An 18,157-nucleotide genomic window follows, 5' to 3' on the forward strand; every position below is an offset into this window, starting at 1 on the left:
AAAAATACAGCATGTCTTATTAATAAGTATTCCAATATAATCATTTCAAATGAAATAATCATCTCTTCTAAATCATCGCTAACACAACTACTTAAAACTTTTGATACAATACAGTTTTCAATTAAGTTATCATATTCTTTAAATAAATTCTTAAGGTCTTTCCAATTATTAAAAAGCTTTTCTATATTAATTTCTTCAGCAAATTTATAAATATCCTTTAGAACTTCTTTAAAAATAGGAACATTTCTATAGTTTTCTATTATATCTATAAACAATGAATTTATTTCTTTTAAATTTTCTATAGTATCTTTATTTACATAGTCTTTGTATTTATTTAATTCTTCTTTTATATATTTTTCGGATTTATAATTATCTAAAAACTCTATTAAATTTTCATAATCTAAATCATCACTTTCTAGCATATTAAAAAGCATATCATAAGAAAGAATAAGTTTATTTTCTATGCTTATATCTTCTTTTTGAAATATCTTAACTAGACTCTCCCTTATTTTTAAACATCCTAAATCTTCAATATAAGATAGTGAGTCATTAGAATCTATATAAACTTTTTCTTTCATATTACTAATTATGTTAACTACCTCGGGACAAGAACAAGATAAAGTAAGCTCTTTTACATAATCAAAATTATTTTCTATTCTAGGGAAGTTCTTACAAGTTAAAGATAAGTATTCATCTCCATGATCTATAACTATATTACATAAACCTTCATTAGTTAATAAAGGACACTCTCCCTTTGTTTCTTTCTTAATTAAATATGTATTTTCCCCATGACTTTTTATAAGCCTTACATTATCTAAAAGATAATTAAGATTATCTTTTTCTCTCCATTTATTATAAGTATTAGTATCTACATTAATATCCCAACCCTTACAACAAGTGAACTTGCATTTATCTGCTGTACACTTAAATTTATGATATCCTTTTATCTTTAAGATATTTTCTATTTTGTTCATATAATAACTCCAACTTCAAATTTAGTCTTTATGGATTTAATTTTGCTATTTCTTCTTTAGTTAATTCTCTCCACTTTCCTGGTTCTATTCCCTTAGAAAGTATGTTTACTATCCTTATTCGTTCTAATTTAATAACATTATATCCTAAAGTTTTGCACATTCTTCTTATTTGCCTGTTTAATCCTTGAGTTAAAATTATATTGAATGTATTATTATCTAATCATCCAACTGAAAAAACATATTCCTCATAGTTTAAAAAATCAATTATATTATCTTTTATTTCTCTTGATGAAGTACAAACTATTCCTCTAGGCTTATTCAAGGCTATATATATCTTTTCCTTTTTCTTAATCTTTTCTCCATCTAATAATATATCATCACTTTCTTCAACCCACTGTCCTTGCTCACAGAGTCTTTCATTAACCATTATTCTTTTCTCTTCAATTAATCTACTTACTTCTTTTCTTGAGCAATATCCATAGTTGCTTAATAGTTTATTTATTCTCAAAGCTAATTATCCTTCCTATTTACGAAAATTATCTTATCTATATTTTTTTATTTCATAATTTTTCATTTGAATTTAATATAGTAAATTCTAGTATAAATTAATGAAATTACCTAATTATAATAACATATTTAAGGCTATATTTCTTAAGTTAGTATAATTCAGTAGACACATTAAGTCTAACTAAGTAAAATAATACTTAGTTAGACTTAATTTGTCCATTATGAAAAAGTATAAAAGATACCATAGGAATATAAAGCTATTGCCATATTTTTAATTATTTACGATATATACATTTTGTATTATCATATTATAATGTATTTTGCATTTTAGAAATGAGGTGATTATTATTACTATAGAACAAGTACAATATTTCCTTGCAATAAAAAAATTCAATGGATTTTCCCTAGCTGCTCAAGAATTATGTGTTTCACAATCATCTCTATCAAAACAAATAAAAGCATTAGAAAACGAACTTAATACAATATTATTTGACAGATCTTCTAGGGTTACTAAATTGACAGCTGCTGGTGAAGACTTTTATAAATATGCTGAAAAGTTTTTAGAAGAGTATAATAACATTATCCAAGGCATGAAAAGGCACTCTATGTCAAAAAAATTAGATTTCAAATTAGGTACTATAGCTGTATTAACACAATATGGATTAACATCAACAATAGCATCTTTTAAAAATAAATATCCAAATATAGATATTAGTATTTTTGAGGATGAAAATGATGTTATATTAAATATGCTTATAAAAGGTGAAATAGATTATGCAATTATTAGAGATTTTAACTTATCTAGGGATTCCTTTGATGTAACTACTTTAGCAGAGGATGAATTAGTTGTAGTTACATCTAACACTCACCCATTTACAAAGAAAAAATATATTTCTTTTGCTGATCTAAAGGATGAAAAATTTATCATTTGTGCTAAATCAGGAGTTTATGATATTTGCATTAAGGAATGTGGCAAACTAGGTTTTGCTCCAAATGCAGTACATAATATAAACAAAATAGAAACTATCTTAGGCTTAGTCTCAGAAGGTCTTGGAATAACATTGATAGTAAATAATGTATTAAAACCTTTTAACAACCCTAATATATCTATTCATCCACTTAAAACACCAATAAGCTCAAATTTAGCTTTAGTTACAAATATAGACTCTACTAAGTCTAATGAATTTAATACTTTTAAAGAATTTATTATAAATAATACTAAGTTAAAAAAATAAGATATATTAATATAAGAAGCAATATTTTACTATTGCTTCTTATATTAGGATAAAAATTAATTTCTATTATTTATGTTAATTATTTCATTATATAAATCAAATGCAACCTTAGGATGATATAGATATACTAAAAATGAATCTAAAATATATGGAGAATAGGTTAATTGTAATAACTCCTTTGCAAATGCCATTCCTGCTATTTCACCTAAACATACTATGTTAGAATCATTTTTTAAAGGTCCAAATTTCCATAATCTAATCTTCTCTCTTTGTGTAAATAATTCTTCTCCATTATGTTCTTCTATATAATGAAAAATCTCATGGGCTAATAATATTTCTTCAATATTTACATTTAAAAATAAATCCTTTAAATTTTCTTTTTCTATTAAATCTACAGCTTTATCAACACTATCTTTAAATACGGTTACCTTATTAGGATTTACAAACTGAGCAAATATAATATGTCCTCCTCCATTAGGTCTTTGTGGATAATCTACATCTATTCCTAATTTCTTAGCAAGTTCATATATATCTCCACTTCCATATTCCTCTCTTATTTTCCTTGCATATTCTCTACCACATTCATTAGCCTTTTTTATTAATTCTATTTTTTCATCCTTACTAAACTTACCCCTTAATGGTTCCCTACGAAATGCATACATTCCCCAATCTTCATCACAAACTTTAATTAAATCTTTCAACATTACTTTTATATGTGGTATCTTAACTTCATTTTTTTCTTCTTCTTTTTTACCTATAAAAGATTTCATAAATTTTTGTGCAAAATTATCATTATATTTCATTTTTAACTCCTATAACTAATATATCATCATCTTCTTGTACATCTTGAACTATTACATCCATTAGCATTAAGTTTTGCTTAAGTTCAGTCCCTGAATCAAAATCCATTACTCTAGGACCTACACATAAATAGAAATCTGGTCTTAACACACTATCTGCTTTAAATACAGTAAGTTTATCATATATATTTTTAACAGCTTCCTTATAGTCTTTTGCCTTTACCTTTATTACACTTCCACCATTTCTTTGTACTTTAATAAACCCTTTTTTATTTAAAATACGAATTGTCTCTTTTCCTTTTACATCACCATTAAAAACATAAAAATGATTAGATTTTTCTTCTAATTTTACTTTATTTAGTTCTAGGTGCATATCTTTTGCAGCTAATTCCTTAGCTTCTTCTTCAGTGCATTCTTTTAGTAAATCTGTTGATTTAACTTCTGCAGAGCCAGTTGCAATTGCAATAAGCTTAGATGTAATACTATCGATTTCAATATGTATATCTACAGTTGATGGGTCTGCTCCATTTTCTATTACCCTATTCATAACTTCATTTCTAATATTCTTAACATCTTGTGGTGTTGGATTAGGTATAACTCTTTCAACAGATTCTCTTATCATAGAAAGTGCTACACCTATAGATGAAATAACTTCTGCATTTCCAGGTATATTATAATTAATATCCATTTTATTAGCACAATATCCTATAAGTGATGAAGCTCCACCACCTACACCAATAAGTGAAATTTGACTTTTATCTAATTTATACTTTTCAGCTAGTTCCATAATTACAGGTTGTATTTTTCTAAAAGATTTTTCTAATATTTGAGCTGCTACATCTTCAGGTGTAGTTCCCATATAATCAGCAACAACCTGCATTGCTTTTCTTGCAGAATTTACATTCCCATAGGAAAACTCATCTGGTTTTACTAATCCTAATAGATTTGCCGCACATGTGTTAGTTATAGTAATTCTCTTACCATTTTTTAATTTTATTGCAATATAATCTTTAGGATCTCCTTCCCTAGGAGAGAAAAACTCTATTTCAGGTTCTACTATTTCCTCTTCTTCTGTAAATACTGAATAATTCATTCCTGCAATATGAGCACTTCTTGGGCCTACATCTATTACACTATTTTTATTTCCTCTAATCATACTTCCACCAGCAACACCTAAAACCCTAACATCAATAGATGAAATATAAGTTTTATGTTCATCTACTACAGAATAATCTATAGCAGGTCTTCCATTTTTAATTACTCCAATATTAGTTGATGTTCCTCCAACTTCAAAGTAAATTCCATTAGATACGCGAAGATACATTAATGATCCCATAACACTAGCTGCAGGTCCTGATAGCATTGTAAGAACTGGCCTTTTCTTCATTTCTTCAATATCCATAGCTCCACCATCTCCACGCATTATCATAAGTGGAACTGTTATCCCTGCATTTCTAACAGACTTTTCTGTACTATTAGCAACTTCTAACATCTTAGGTAATATACTTGCATTAATAGCACCTGTTTTTGTTCTTATTGTAAGTCCATAAAGCTTTGTAATATCAGAAGCTACTGTTATAGGTATTCCCATTTCTTTTGCTACTTCTGCCACCATTAATTCATCACTCATATCATCTACACCAAAAGCTCTAGATACAACAAGTACTTGTGCTCCTAAATTTTTCAATTCATTAATTTTTTCTTCTATATTAGTAATAGTTAAATCTCTTTTATTTATAATTACATTAGATATTCTTATGACTCGTCCTGTACCTAAATCTATATCCTTTAATTGAACTTGCTTTTTAGCTAAATAGCCTTCTATTCCTCTATCTACAATTCCTATAATTCCAACATGAGCTACATCCCCTTCTAATAATGCATTAGTTGCTTGTGTTGTACTATGAGCAACAAAAATAACATCTTCTGGTTTTATATTATTAGTATCTAGGCAGCCGTTAAATGCATTTATTACACCTGTAGCTACACCAAATTTATCATCATGAGTAGTTTTTACTGAATACTTTCCTATAATTTTATGTGTATTATTATCAATAGCAACTGCTTTGGTATGTGTTCCTCCAACATCAATTCCTATTCTAACTACATTGCTCTTCACGAAGACACCTCTTTTTCTACTTAATATATAACTAAGAAATGCTTTTTTATATTATTCCAATATAAAAACTCTTTATATTAATGTATATACTCTTATACCACTAAGTTTTTAGATTATATCATAGTCTCCAGTATAAGTATGTAAAAAATAATTTCCGCCCTACACAGTGATAAGACGGAAATTAGAAATTTTATCTTACATACCAAACATAATGAATGTTACTATACTTAATATAGCACAGATTATCCATCCTAGTGGTATACTTCTCTTTAAGAAATCTTTTGTATCTACTTTTGTATATCCAAGTCCCCAAACTATCCATGATTGAGTTATACAACTTGATATATTCATTGTTACTGTCGGCGCATACATTAATGGGAATAATAATAGGTTTGAGAATCCAACACTCTTTAATATTCCTAATGTAGCAGCTCCACATCCAGCTAATGTAAATGGTCCTCTGAACATTCCAAGTGGTGCAAGTATTGCAAAAACAATACAAATTACTATTGGGCTATTTGGTATTATTCCACCTAATACTGCATTGAAGTATGGTACACATAATTCAGCTGCTTTATTAAACATTGGTATCATAAGCATAAATCCAACTAATGGAGCAGTATCAATTGCACCATCATAAAACGTCTTACTAAATACTTCAGTTGAAGCTTTGTATGAAGTTAACTTTCCGCATACTGCCAAAGCAAAGAAACTTGCTACTAAGAATCCAACAATTACTGGTATGTTAAATCCTATTGCTAATACAACTGGTATAAATGGAGTTATTAATGCAATAGTTGGTGCTGACTTAACTTCTTCATTAGTAGGAGCTTGAGCTGCCCATGCATGAACTCTCTTTTTCTTTTTTAAAGCTATCATAGGAACTAATATAGCTACTAATAATTGAACTCCTAAAGCTACAAATCCCCATTTTAAATATGTAGAATCATAGAAGTAGGCTTGTTCCCCATTTGGCCCTAAATAAAATGCTTGATATTGGTTAAATATAACTGGATTTATATATAAACCAGCTCCAATTGATAATAAAAATGATATAATTGCTGTAACCTTAGGAACACCTAATGATAATAATATTGGAAGTACAATTACTCCTATAGCAACAACTGCCCCAGCTCCAAACATACTTGAAAATACTGCTGTTGTAACTATAGCTAAAAGAGTTGAAGTAACAATTGGCTTATCTCCACCAAATTCAACTGTCTTTTTAATCATAGTAGATGCTATACCTGTTTCTAGCATTATTCTACCAAACCATGCTCCAAATATGAAGTTAACTAAAACTCCACCCCATCCTTCAGGACCTCCTTGGAATACATGTTTAAGGGCATCAACTACACCTATACCCACTATATTACTATTTTGGGCTATAAAATCTGGATTTGTAACAAATGCATTTCCTATAAGAGGTAATACTGTCCAAATCACTGCCATAATTAAGATACCTGTCATTAAGTTTCCACCCTTAACAGCATATACAACTAAACCTGCAAATGATATTAATAGTAAAATACCGATAATAAATTCAATACTCATCTTAGTTTCTCCTTAACTTTTCATTAGTTCGTTAATTTATTAATTAACAATATTGTTGAAAATTTTTAGTTTTGCATTGCTAATACTGCCTTTATTAATAATAAGATCTTAGTCCAATATTAACAATGCAATTTACTAAAATTTAATTAATATCTTTTTCTATACTCTTCTAATATTTCATCCATTACTTTTATAACGTGTGCTGCACTTTCTAAGTCAGCTGGAGATTTCTCTTTTCCAATTAACTCGTTAACTATAGTTTGAATATATGGTTGAGCTACATGTTCTGGCTCTTGATAGTCAATAACTTCTTCTTGTCCATCAATTATAACCTTAATTGGTCCATAGAATAATCCTGTAGTGCTTATTCTACCCTTGTCACCTACTATTAACATTTCTTCTTCATCATGGTCTGCAACGTAACACCATATTCCGTTACCCATAACTCCACTTTCAGTTTTGAAGATTGCATTTACTGTATCTTCAACATCATAGTATCCACCGTAGTTTTCAGCCATACCACTTACATTTTCAATTTTTCCAAATAAGTACTCAACTATATCTAAAACGTGAGCAACCATATCTACAAACTTACCACCGCCTGCAGCTTCTGGTTTCAATCTCCATGGTAAGTTCTCTCTATCTAAATCAATATCTTCAACTTTCATAAATTGTCTTAAGTGAACAAAGTTGATTTTTCCTAATGCCCCACTCTCTATTATTTCTTTTATTTTTCTGTACTTATCCATACCTCTTCTGTAGAATGCTACGTATATTGGTAGGTTAACTTCCTCTGATTTTGCAATCATTTCTAAACATTCCCCATAAGTTAAAGCCATTGGCTTTTCAGTGTAAGGAATCTTACCTGCTTCTAAGCACTTCATTGAATAATCTTTATGGAACTTTGGAGGTGTTGGGAGATATACTGCATTTATTTCTGGATCTGCAAGCATTTCCTCTACAGTCTTATAAACAACTGGTACTCCATGTCTCTTAGCATAATCACATGCTCTATCATAATCTAAGTCAAATACTGCCTTTAATTCTGAGTTTTCTGATTTGTATAAGCCTGGTCCACTTTTCTTTTCAGTTACGACTCCGCAACCAACCATACCCCATACTACTTTGTCAAACTTTTCCATTTTAATTTCTCCTTTATATAAATTTAATTTTATAATGTAGAAACTTTAACCTTTATAACTATCTTTCTTATTGTCATTGCTTCATCCTTGATTATTGCTGGGATGTGAACATCATGTGGATAGAATACTGCATAAGAACCTTCTTCCATTTCTAAATGAGTTTCTCTTGCATTCTTATTATTCTTATAGAATATAAGATCTCTAGTTTCTAAAAGATTTTCATCTATTTCATTGTCTCCCATATCTGGATAACAACCTATTTTTTCCTTACCTTTTGCTAAGAATTGAACATCGATATATGTTTCATGTACTTCTGGACGCAAATTACATCTTTCAGTAGTTTCTACATCTAATACTTGTAAGATCATATTATCGCCATCTAGCTCATATCTTCCCGGTTCCATAGCTACTAAATCATTTTCTTTAAGATAATTAATAGCTTTTTGAATAGCTTTTGGGTAACTTGATATATTTTCATTACACTTTATATTTCCGAAAATCATTTTATACCTCCCTGAAATTTACATATAAATCAACCTGTGTTTTAATTGTTATTTTTTCTACAAATCCAAATAAAATTTTTACAAGCTTTACATCTGCTATCTTACATAGAATATTATATATATTCAATTCATTTTAGGAATATTATTATTCCTTTTTTGAATATAATTATAGAATCAAATTAATCCCTTTGTTATTGTTTTATCATTATTATAGAGTTTTCAACGGTTAAGAATATTTTTCTATCTACACTATGAAAAGTGTTAATGACATTTTTTTATTTAACTTATTTATTTTCTTAAAGAAAAAAACTATCACAATAGGGTATTAAATCCCCTTAGCGATAGTTGTTTTTTGTCTAATTTATAGTACTATATTTTTTTATTAAAATTATATTTTATAGTTATGCAAATTTACAATATCCTTCTTATCAACAAATCCTGCATTAAACCATGGAAATTCTTTAATTAAATTTTCTATTGATTGTGATAACCATCTAACATAAGGGTCATATATATAATTTATTAAATTCTCATCCTCTATGTGATAATAAGGACATAAGTCAAATTCTCTTCTTCCTAATATGGTTAGACCAGAGAAATGGTAAAATAATAAAGGTGAATCATCTAAATACACTACATTATTCTTTTTTGAAACTTTATAATTTTTTATATTCCACAATGCAGCATTTGCTCCAATAGATTTTACTATATGAACATTTTTAAATATATTAGGCCAGTCTTCTACATACCTTTGGTCTCCAAAAGTTTTATTAACTGTATCATATTCAATAGTACACTTTTTTAAGCACCTATCCCCCCAAAGTTTTACTGCAGCTTTTGCTTCATTATTATTTTTGAATCCCACAAATCCTGTATTATATAATCCGCTTAATTCATAATAGTGCTTAAATTCTTCTGAGTTTCTATGATCTATAAGAAAAATTGATGCCTCAGGATTCTCATTGAAAATATAATCTAAGTCAGAAAAAAAGAATAAATCTGCATCTACATGTGCATAATATTCTGCATTGTCATATTTATTAACAATATAATATAAAAAAATAGGCTTTAGTGTCCAACAATATTCATGAAATATTCTATTAGACTTAGCTATTTCTAAATCATAATTATTTTCTTCTATATCCTTAAGTTTTACTAAAATGATGTTTTTAAAACTTATTTTGTTTAATATATTATAAACAGAGTCATCCATACATAGAATAAATAACTTAAAATCACTGCAAGAGTTTTCTAAAGAAACATACATTGGTATTAATTTAAATAAATTTGATTCTGATAAAATCATTGATAAATGATATTTGCTCATTGTTATCCTCCTCTTCAGTACATTTTAAAATTTAATAATAAACATTATAAATGTCTTTTATTAAGGCTAACATGGCTTCTGTAAAATATTTAATTCCAAATATATCTCTTAAAATTTTAACTTCCATAATTAATTTGTTTACATCTATATCTATAGTTGGCATAACTTTATTTATATCCGTAACACCTTCTATAACGTAGCGTCGTCTACATGTCTGAAGTAATTCTAAAAATATATCTAAAAGAGGCATGAAATAGCTTACAGCTATCATATTATTTATATCTTTAGTTAATTCATTAAAATCATAATCATTAATTGATGTTATACCATAGGTACAAACTAATATTACATCTATAAAATAATTATTATTGTATTTTTTACATATATAATTTATATTTTCACGGGTTTCAAATATATTATTATTTGTAGGATGTTCTTGGTGAACACTTAATATATTATTATCAAATATAAATTTGCTACCAGATTTATATAGCCTTATTCCTAAGTCATAATCTTCAAATCCATATCCAACTATATTTTCATCAAACATTCCTACTTCTATAACTCTGTTTCTTTCTGCAGAAGCATTATTAGTTAAAAAAAATCTCCAGGGCAGAAGATAGTCTTTTAATTCGTCATTGTGATTTTTCAATATCTCTTTTAGCCCTCGTATAAATTCTGCATCTAAGTCAAAAGATTTATTTAAATAACTTCCATCAATTATTGATTCAACATCTATTAATGGGTATTTATCTATCAGATTAAAATTTTCATCTGGCTTACTCACTGTTTTATCTAAATAATTCTCAATGCTTAATTTTAATTCTTTGTAATAAAAAGTAAAAATCCTTTTCCACAGAATTCCACATACAACTATATTTTTTTCTTCATGATTTTTTAAATGCCTAGTTATAAAATCTCTGCTTGCTATCATGTCACTATCATGAAATATTAGAATATCACCAACTGCTCTTCTTATTCCTTCATTTCTTCCACGAGCTATTCCTCTATTTTCTTCAAGTCTAACAAATTTAAAGTTAAATTTAGCTTTAAAATTTTCTAACATTTCTAGAGTATTATCATTAGATCCATTATCCACTACAATAACTTCAAAAATGTTGAAGCCACAATCTTGATTATTTAAGGATATAAGATTATAGTATAATCGCTCTTTAGAATTATATGCTGGTATTATAACACTTGCTTTCATTTCGTCTCTTCCCCTTTTAATCTTTTCTAATTATCATCAATAGCTGCTACCGTAAAATATTCCTTAAACTCTGGATCTATCTTTTCAACATCATCAATAATTTTTTCCAATGCTCTTCTGTATATTTGATAAATAAATGGGATATTTACTCTATTTTCTTCATGAACCTGCCTAATATCATATTTACTAATTATTCTAAAGCCACTAAAGTGATAAAATATTAATTTGTTATTATTCACCACTATAGTATCATTTAAAACTGTAAACTTATATTTTAAATAATTCCAATGTCCAATATTTATTCCTGGAGTGGTTATTTCGTAAACATTGTTAAATAGAAATGGCATGTCATCAAGATATTTTTGATCTCCAAATTTATTATCTTTAGGATTTGAAGTACAACTTTCTATACACATTTTATCCCACCAATTAACACAAGCTAATCCGTCGATGTCTTTTTTAAAGCTAATGAACCCCGAGTTAAAATTTCCAGTTAGAGATTGTACAGTTTGATTAATATCTTTCGAAGCCATAGGCAAAAATATTTCTCCACTAGATAGTAAGACAGAAGCATCTGGTTGATTTTCAAATATTAAATTAGGATTTTGATAAAAGAATAAATCTGAATCTATATAAGTTACTCTTTCAATTGAATCATCTAAAGTAAAGATATACTTAATAAAAGCAGGTTTTAATGTCCAACAATATTGATTTAATTTTCTCGAAGCTTTGATTTCTAGCAAATCTTTTCTATTTAATTCATCAATTGTTACTAAAACTATCCTATCTAAATTTATTTTTTTAAGAAATTCATAGCTTTTTTCATCTACACAAAGAATATATATTTTAAAGTCATCCATAGTTTTATATAAGGATAGAAAACATGCAATTGCTTGAATTAATCTAGTCTTTGATACTACCATAGAAAAAACACTATTTTGCATTTTTATATCTCCTTTTTAAGGAAATTTTTATACCATTCTATAGTTTTACTTAGCCCCTCATCAATTGTATAATTTGGACTCCATCCTAATACAGTTCTTGCTTTCTTTGCTGATAAATATTGATGTATTATCTCATTACTTCCTTGATTTAATATTAGAGGCTTTATATCACTACCCATAATTTTCAATATTTTATCAACTAATTCTAAAACTGTTAATTGTATTTCATTACTAAAATTAAAAGATTGTCCCCCTAAGTTGAGAGCAACAAGTTTTTCTGCTAAATTAATATATGCATCTACTGCATCTTCTATATAAAAATAATCACGAATAAAGCTTCCGTCACTTCTTATTACAGGAGCTTCTTTGTTTAATATAGATTGAATACTTTGTGGAATAATTCTATTGAAATTTAAATCTCCACCACCATAAAGATTTCCACATCTTGTAATACATACTGGTAGCTTGTAAGTCTCGTAATAAGTTTGAGCAATTAAATCTGCACAACTTTTTGAAACATCATAAGGGTGCTTTCCTTGAAGCGGCATATTTTCATCATATGGAAGTTTTTCTTGGTCTCCATAAGCTTTATCACTAGATGCTACTATCACTTGCTTAATCAATGGACTTTTTCTTGCTGCCTCAAGTATATTCCAAGTCCCTTCTATATTAGATTTAAAAGTTCCTAATGGGTTTCTATTTGCAACTCCAACAATAGCCTGAGCTGCTAAATGAAATACTGTATCTATCTCATATTCTCCAAGTGCTCTTTCTATTAATAAATAATCTTCTAAGACACCGTGTACAACATTAACCTTCTTATATTCTTCTCCAATATATATATTTGATTGTGGTATATAATCTCTTACTAATATAGTTACATTAGCCCCATAGTTTACTAATTTTTTAACTAAATAACTTCCTAAAAATCCAGTACCACCAGTTACAAAAACATTTTTATTATTCCAAAACTTATTTACCATATTTTCCATACTCCTTTTCCTTCGTTCCAAATTTTATTAACATTATTTATATCATTTAAAGTGTCCATAGCAGTCCAAAAACCATTATGAATATATACTGCCAATTCATTATCTTTAACTAATTTTTTTAATGGATTTTGTTCTAAAACGCATGTTGTATCATCATCCAAATAGTTAAATATTTCTGGTTCAAAAACAAAAAATCCGCCATTGATTATTCCATCAGTACTCTTCTTTTCGTCAAAAGATTTAGCTAATCCATCTTCTATAGTTAAAATTCCATATTGACTTTTCTTATATATTCCTGTAACTGTGGCTATTTTGCCTTGTTCTTTATGAAATTTTAATAATTCATCTATATTTATGTCTGCTAGTCCATCTCCATAAGTTAACATAAACCTTTCATTTCCAATATACTTTTGAGCCCTTTTTAATCTTCCACCTGTCATAGTTTCAATACCTGTATCAATGAAGTTTATCCTCCATGGCTCTGGTTCAGAATCTATATTAATATCTCCACTTTTCATATCTAAAAGAAAATTTCTAGTTTTCCATGAAAAATCTATAAAATATTCTTTTATTTTTTCACCCTTATAGCCTAATAAAAACATAAAATCATTAAATCCATAATGACTATATATTTTCATTATGTGCCATACTATTGGCATATTCCCAACCTCACATAAAGGCTTAGGTATATTCATTGTTAACTGACTCATTCTAATTCCTTTGCCTCCAGCAAGTATAACAACTTTCATCTTTTGCCCTCCGTTATTTATCTTTTAATTAGTTTTGTTATTTTTCAAATCTACTATTGAATCAAGATCTAAATATCCGCCATGATTGTATTCATCGTATAAAATTATAAATACCAAAATATTTATACACCTGTCATATATCTTAGAAGTTACTATCTCATGACTTATTTTTATAATACATTTATCTTTCATAAACTCATTAATTTCACATTCTAAATTTTGTATATTTGTGCCTTTAAACATCTTTACTTTCATTTTAATTCCCTATCCCTCATCAGTTTTCATAATATATATATTATTCACAAAATTTTATTGTGCTACTTATTTTTATATCTCACTAAATATAGATATTTCTCTGATAACACATTTATTTAGTCTATATTGGTATACAATAATAAATTAGATATCCAAATTAAGTTAACAGAATGATTAGATCTCTATATAAAAAAGTACTTCTATATAATTTTGCTTATTCCGTCGCAAGCTCCAAGTCATCGCAAAATTAATAGAAGCACTTCAAAGCTGAAGGAAGAAAATTATAAAAAAGTTATTCACGGGGTAACATCTTTATAATTTCCTAAAGAGTAAAAAATCCACGAAAATCTAATATTTAGATTTTCGTGGATTTCATTGTGAAAGCGAAGTATAACATACATAAGCAGTTCTAATATAAATATTAAAAAGTGTATTAATCTATAGCCAATATTTCCTCTTTAGTTAAATATCTCCACTTACCAACTTCTATTCCATTAGAAAGTATATTTACTATTCTTATTCGTTCTAACTTTATAACATTATATCCAAAAGTTTTGCACATTCTTCTTATTTGCCTGTTTAGCCCTTGAGTTAAAATTATAGTAAATGTATTATTGTTTATTCTTGTTAACTTGCAAGGTCTTGTAACTGTTCCTAGTATATTAACGCCCCTTGACATTTTATAAATAAACTCATCATCAAAATCTTTATCTAAAGTTACTGTATACTCCTTTTCATGATAGCTTTCTGAAGATAATATTTTATTTGCAAAGTCTCCATCATTAGTCATTAATATTAGACCCTCTGAATCTTTATCTAATCGTCCAACAGGGAAAACATAATCCTTATAATTTAAAAAATCAATTATATTATCTTTTGTTTCTCTCGATGAAGTACAAAGTATTCCTCTAGGCTTATTTAATACTATATATACCTTTTCCTTTTTCTGAACCTTTTCTCCATCTAATACTATATCATCACATTCTTCAACCCACTGGCCTTGCTCACACAGTTTTCCATTAACCATTATTCTTTTATCTTCAATTAATCTACTTACTTCTTTTCTTGAGCAATATCCATAGTTGCTTAATAGTTTATTTATTCTCAAAACAAAATGTCCTTTCTATTTATTAAAATTATCTTATGCATATTTTTTATTTTATAATTTTTCATTTAAATTTATTAAAAGGCTCCTGATCCACCTCCGCCTCCTCCTGAAAAATCATTACCGCTAAAGAAATTAGTACTATTACTGTCTATTGTTGAGTTAGGTGGATTTACTGTGTCATATGCTTGATTAGTAATGCTATTAAACATTGCTATATAGAAAAAATAATCATTTATATACATATAGTGAAAATCATTGAATGACTCCATATTTAAGCTTGCTCTATCTATAATTAAATTAACAATCTCTTTTAAATCATTCTCATTTATTTCTAAAGCTAATGCATAAATTATTGTTAAATCACTTAATGAATTCTCATCAATATTATTAGTTTTGTACATATTTTTCAAGTAATTCTTGTAACTGATCCATTTTTTCTTTTCATTATACCAATTATTTTCAAGTACATTCTTATTTCTTATTTTTATATAAAACCCTATTTCCTCTCCATCTTCTTTTACTTTAGAAATCCATTTTTCTAAATTATTTATAAATTTATTTGCATTTCTTTTAGATGAAACTTGATTCTTTATTTGCTTCATAGAGAAGCTACCATTAACTTCATACTCTTCAAACCAATCTAATATATATTGCAAATGACTATATTCTGGAGTTTTGCTATAATTTATTCTAGTAAAAACTAAATCTTTCTTCTTTTTCTTAGATTTATTATTTTTTTCTTCTATTGTATAATAGCCCTTATTAGCTAAATAGAATAATGTTGAAATTAACATGTCATTAGATACTTTTTTCTCATCTATTAATAAGTTCACTAATCCAGGTGGCATCTCTGATGGTGGCTCCATAACAAACTCTTCATTACTAAATATATATTTTGATCTATACTCATCAAGCTCCTTTTGAAATTTACTTTTATTTAAAGCAAAAAGCAAAATACCTCCACCTGCTCCTATAAAAATAAATAATGCTAGAATTCCAAACCCTTCATCATTTCCTTTATTGTCGTAATAATCTACATCACCAAAATTATAATTTTCATCATAATCATCAATTACTATTTCTTCTGACATTGATAAATAATCTTTTTGGAAATTCATATTTATACCTATTAAGTTTGTTAAATCTTTAAAGTTAATAATTATAGATTTTTCTGTATTACTTGCTGTAATATCACCATCACCATAAATATCATAAGTTAGGTTATTAATATCAAGATTTTCATCTTTTAATGAAATTTTAAGTGTACCTTCTTTAACCGAAGCTATATTTTCAACATCATAAAAATTCCAATATAACTTAGAATAATCAGTGTACTTTTTAGCTGCACCTTTTATAGTATAATTTAAATTAAACTTTTTGCTTTCATTACTACTTTTACTAAAAATCTTAATCTGAGTTGTATTATAATCTTCATTTATCTGGTATGTATTATTTTCATCATTATACTCTTCTGTAGCCTCTATAGTATTCCCTGTATTATCGATAATTGAAATTCCATTTACTAAATAGGTATCTGCTCCTTCTAAATTTAAATTTCTATAAATCCCATTAAAATCACCATTAAATCTATATTCAATTATTTCATTTACAACTACATCTCCATTATTAAGAATCTGTGCCTCAATATTTAATTTATCAACAAAATATTCTTTATTATCTGCATATACACTTTGAGGTGCCATTAAAATAAATATCATTAGAAAAATTACCCATACTTTTTTCATCTTTTTTCTCACTCCCTTTACTAAATTTATATTCTACTCCGAAAGAAATTATTTTATAAAGTTTCTATATTTATAGAAACTAAGCTTAACTTTCCAATATCTCAACAAACTTTGTAGAGGCTAATGAAAGTGGAACACTCTTTAAATGACAAACACCAATACTTCTGCTTGGAATTTCCTCTAAAATATTAACCTCATACAATAATCCCTTTTCTAAATAATCTTCTGAGAATTCTTTTACTACACAGGCAATACCTAGGTTTATCTTTGCAAATTCTAATAATAAATCAAAGGATCCAAGTTCAAACTCTGGAGATATTTTTATCCCTTTAGATAGCATGAATTTCTCTACATACTTTCTTGAATTTGAATTAGGTTCTAGAAATATTAAAGGATATTTCACTATTTCTTCTAATGAAATTTTTTCTTTTGCTAAATCTTTATACTTCTCACCACAAACAAAAATATCTCTAACTTCTCTACAAGGTATTACTTCTAATGAAGGATCATTAATTGGAAGATTACAAATTGAAATATCAATTTCTCCTGATTTAATTAATGCACAAAGCTCTAAAGTAGTTCCATTTATAATTTTAAATTTAAGATTAGGATATTTATTATGGAATATTTCTAAATATGGAAGCAAAAAGTACTTAGATATAGTATCTCCTACTCCAATCTTTAACTCTCCTACAGTTAAATCTTTAAATTCCAATATTTTTTCTTCTCCTACATTTATTAAATTAATTGCTGAATTTACATATTCAAATAAAAGATTTCCTTCAGTAGTTAATGATACCCCTTTTGGTGCTCTATTAAAAAGCCTAATATCTAACTCTCTTTCTAATTGCATTATAGCCTGACTAACTGCTGGCTGTGTCATGTAAAGTTCCTTTGATGCCTTTGAAAAACTTTTACTTTTTGCTACCTGACAAAATACTCTATATAAATCTAATTTAGTTATCATATAAGCACTCCTTATATCATATATTG

Annotated in this window: 16 protein-coding genes and 1 pseudogene; 1 reads left to right on the top strand and 16 read right to left on the bottom strand. The window is 27.3% G+C overall.

What is annotated here, in order from left to right:
* The coding region (fliB, locus tag ACQPUY_RS14310) for a flagellin lysine-N-methylase (RefSeq protein WP_430842119.1) at positions 1 to 974 on the bottom strand (974 nt) is incomplete at its 3' end.
* A gap of 28 nt (positions 975 to 1,002) precedes the next feature.
* Positions 1,003 to 1,482, bottom strand: a pseudogene (locus ACQPUY_RS14315) (S4 domain-containing protein).
* Positions 1,483 to 1,819: 337 nt separating this feature from the next.
* Between ACQPUY_RS14315 and ACQPUY_RS14320 the strand changes: the two are divergent.
* Entirely contained in the window at positions 1,820 to 2,716 is an 897-nt protein-coding gene (locus ACQPUY_RS14320) for a LysR family transcriptional regulator (RefSeq protein ID WP_430842121.1), read from the top strand.
* 56 nt (positions 2,717 to 2,772) lie between these two features.
* On the opposite strand, the gene ACQPUY_RS14325 is transcribed toward ACQPUY_RS14320, so the two are convergent.
* The 14 genes from ACQPUY_RS14325 to ACQPUY_RS14390 form a co-directional block, all read right to left on the bottom strand.
* Positions 2,773 to 3,519, bottom strand: a complete 747-nt coding sequence (locus tag ACQPUY_RS14325) for a hypothetical protein (RefSeq protein ID WP_430842123.1) — start codon at positions 3,517 to 3,519, stop codon at positions 2,773 to 2,775.
* On the bottom strand, positions 3,509 to 5,635 hold the full coding sequence (locus ACQPUY_RS14330; protein ID WP_430842125.1) for a hydantoinase/oxoprolinase family protein: 2,127 nt from the start codon (positions 5,633 to 5,635) through the stop codon (positions 3,509 to 3,511). The genes ACQPUY_RS14325 and ACQPUY_RS14330 overlap by 11 nt, the downstream gene beginning before the upstream one ends.
* A gap of 195 nt (positions 5,636 to 5,830) precedes the next feature.
* A complete protein-coding gene (locus ACQPUY_RS14335; RefSeq protein ID WP_430842127.1) occupies positions 5,831 to 7,189 on the bottom strand; it encodes a citrate transporter in 1,359 nt (452 codons plus the stop codon).
* A gap of 146 nt (positions 7,190 to 7,335) precedes the next feature.
* Positions 7,336 to 8,331: a Gfo/Idh/MocA family protein gene (locus tag ACQPUY_RS14340; protein ID WP_430842129.1), complete on the bottom strand. Its 996-nt coding sequence runs from the start codon at positions 8,329 to 8,331 to the stop codon at positions 7,336 to 7,338.
* 29 nt (positions 8,332 to 8,360) lie between these two features.
* Positions 8,361 to 8,834, bottom strand: coding sequence for a YhcH/YjgK/YiaL family protein (locus tag ACQPUY_RS14345; protein ID WP_430842131.1), 474 nt, complete (start codon positions 8,832 to 8,834; stop codon positions 8,361 to 8,363).
* Positions 8,835 to 9,222: 388 nt separating this feature from the next.
* Positions 9,223 to 10,161, bottom strand: a complete 939-nt coding sequence (locus ACQPUY_RS14350) for a hypothetical protein (protein ID WP_430842133.1) — start codon at positions 10,159 to 10,161, stop codon at positions 9,223 to 9,225.
* 31 nt (positions 10,162 to 10,192) lie between these two features.
* Positions 10,193 to 11,371, bottom strand: a complete 1,179-nt coding sequence (locus ACQPUY_RS14355; protein WP_430842135.1) for a glycosyltransferase family 2 protein — start codon at positions 11,369 to 11,371, stop codon at positions 10,193 to 10,195.
* A 26-nt stretch (positions 11,372 to 11,397) separates the two neighbouring features.
* Positions 11,398 to 12,315, bottom strand: a complete 918-nt coding sequence (locus ACQPUY_RS14360; RefSeq protein WP_430842137.1) for a hypothetical protein — start codon at positions 12,313 to 12,315, stop codon at positions 11,398 to 11,400.
* Between the two features lie 2 nt (positions 12,316 to 12,317).
* Entirely contained in the window at positions 12,318 to 13,298 is a 981-nt protein-coding gene (locus ACQPUY_RS14365; RefSeq protein WP_430842139.1) for a GDP-mannose 4,6-dehydratase, read from the bottom strand.
* Positions 13,292 to 14,056, bottom strand: coding sequence for a glucose-1-phosphate cytidylyltransferase (gene rfbF, locus ACQPUY_RS14370; RefSeq protein ID WP_430842141.1), 765 nt, complete (start codon positions 14,054 to 14,056; stop codon positions 13,292 to 13,294). Before rfbF ends, ACQPUY_RS14365 begins: the two co-directional genes overlap by 7 nt.
* Before the next feature lie 24 nt (positions 14,057 to 14,080).
* Complete coding sequence (locus ACQPUY_RS14375; RefSeq protein WP_430842143.1) at positions 14,081 to 14,311, bottom strand: hypothetical protein; 231 nt, start codon at positions 14,309 to 14,311, stop codon at positions 14,081 to 14,083.
* A gap of 433 nt (positions 14,312 to 14,744) precedes the next feature.
* The gene (locus ACQPUY_RS14380; protein WP_430842145.1) at positions 14,745 to 15,419 is read right to left on the bottom strand and encodes a pseudouridine synthase; all 675 of its coding nucleotides are present in this window, start codon (positions 15,417 to 15,419) and stop codon (positions 14,745 to 14,747) included.
* A 74-nt stretch (positions 15,420 to 15,493) separates the two neighbouring features.
* On the bottom strand, positions 15,494 to 17,164 hold the full coding sequence (locus tag ACQPUY_RS14385) for a DUF2207 family protein (RefSeq protein WP_430842147.1): 1,671 nt from the start codon (positions 17,162 to 17,164) through the stop codon (positions 15,494 to 15,496).
* An 85-nt stretch (positions 17,165 to 17,249) separates the two neighbouring features.
* The gene (locus ACQPUY_RS14390; RefSeq protein ID WP_430842149.1) at positions 17,250 to 18,131 is read right to left on the bottom strand and encodes a LysR family transcriptional regulator; all 882 of its coding nucleotides are present in this window, start codon (positions 18,129 to 18,131) and stop codon (positions 17,250 to 17,252) included.
* Between the last annotated feature and the right edge of the window lie 26 nt (positions 18,132 to 18,157).

This window comes from Clostridium nigeriense (assembly GCF_050585245.1).
Lineage (GTDB): Bacteria > Bacillota > Clostridia > Clostridiales > Clostridiaceae > Clostridium > Clostridium nigeriense_A.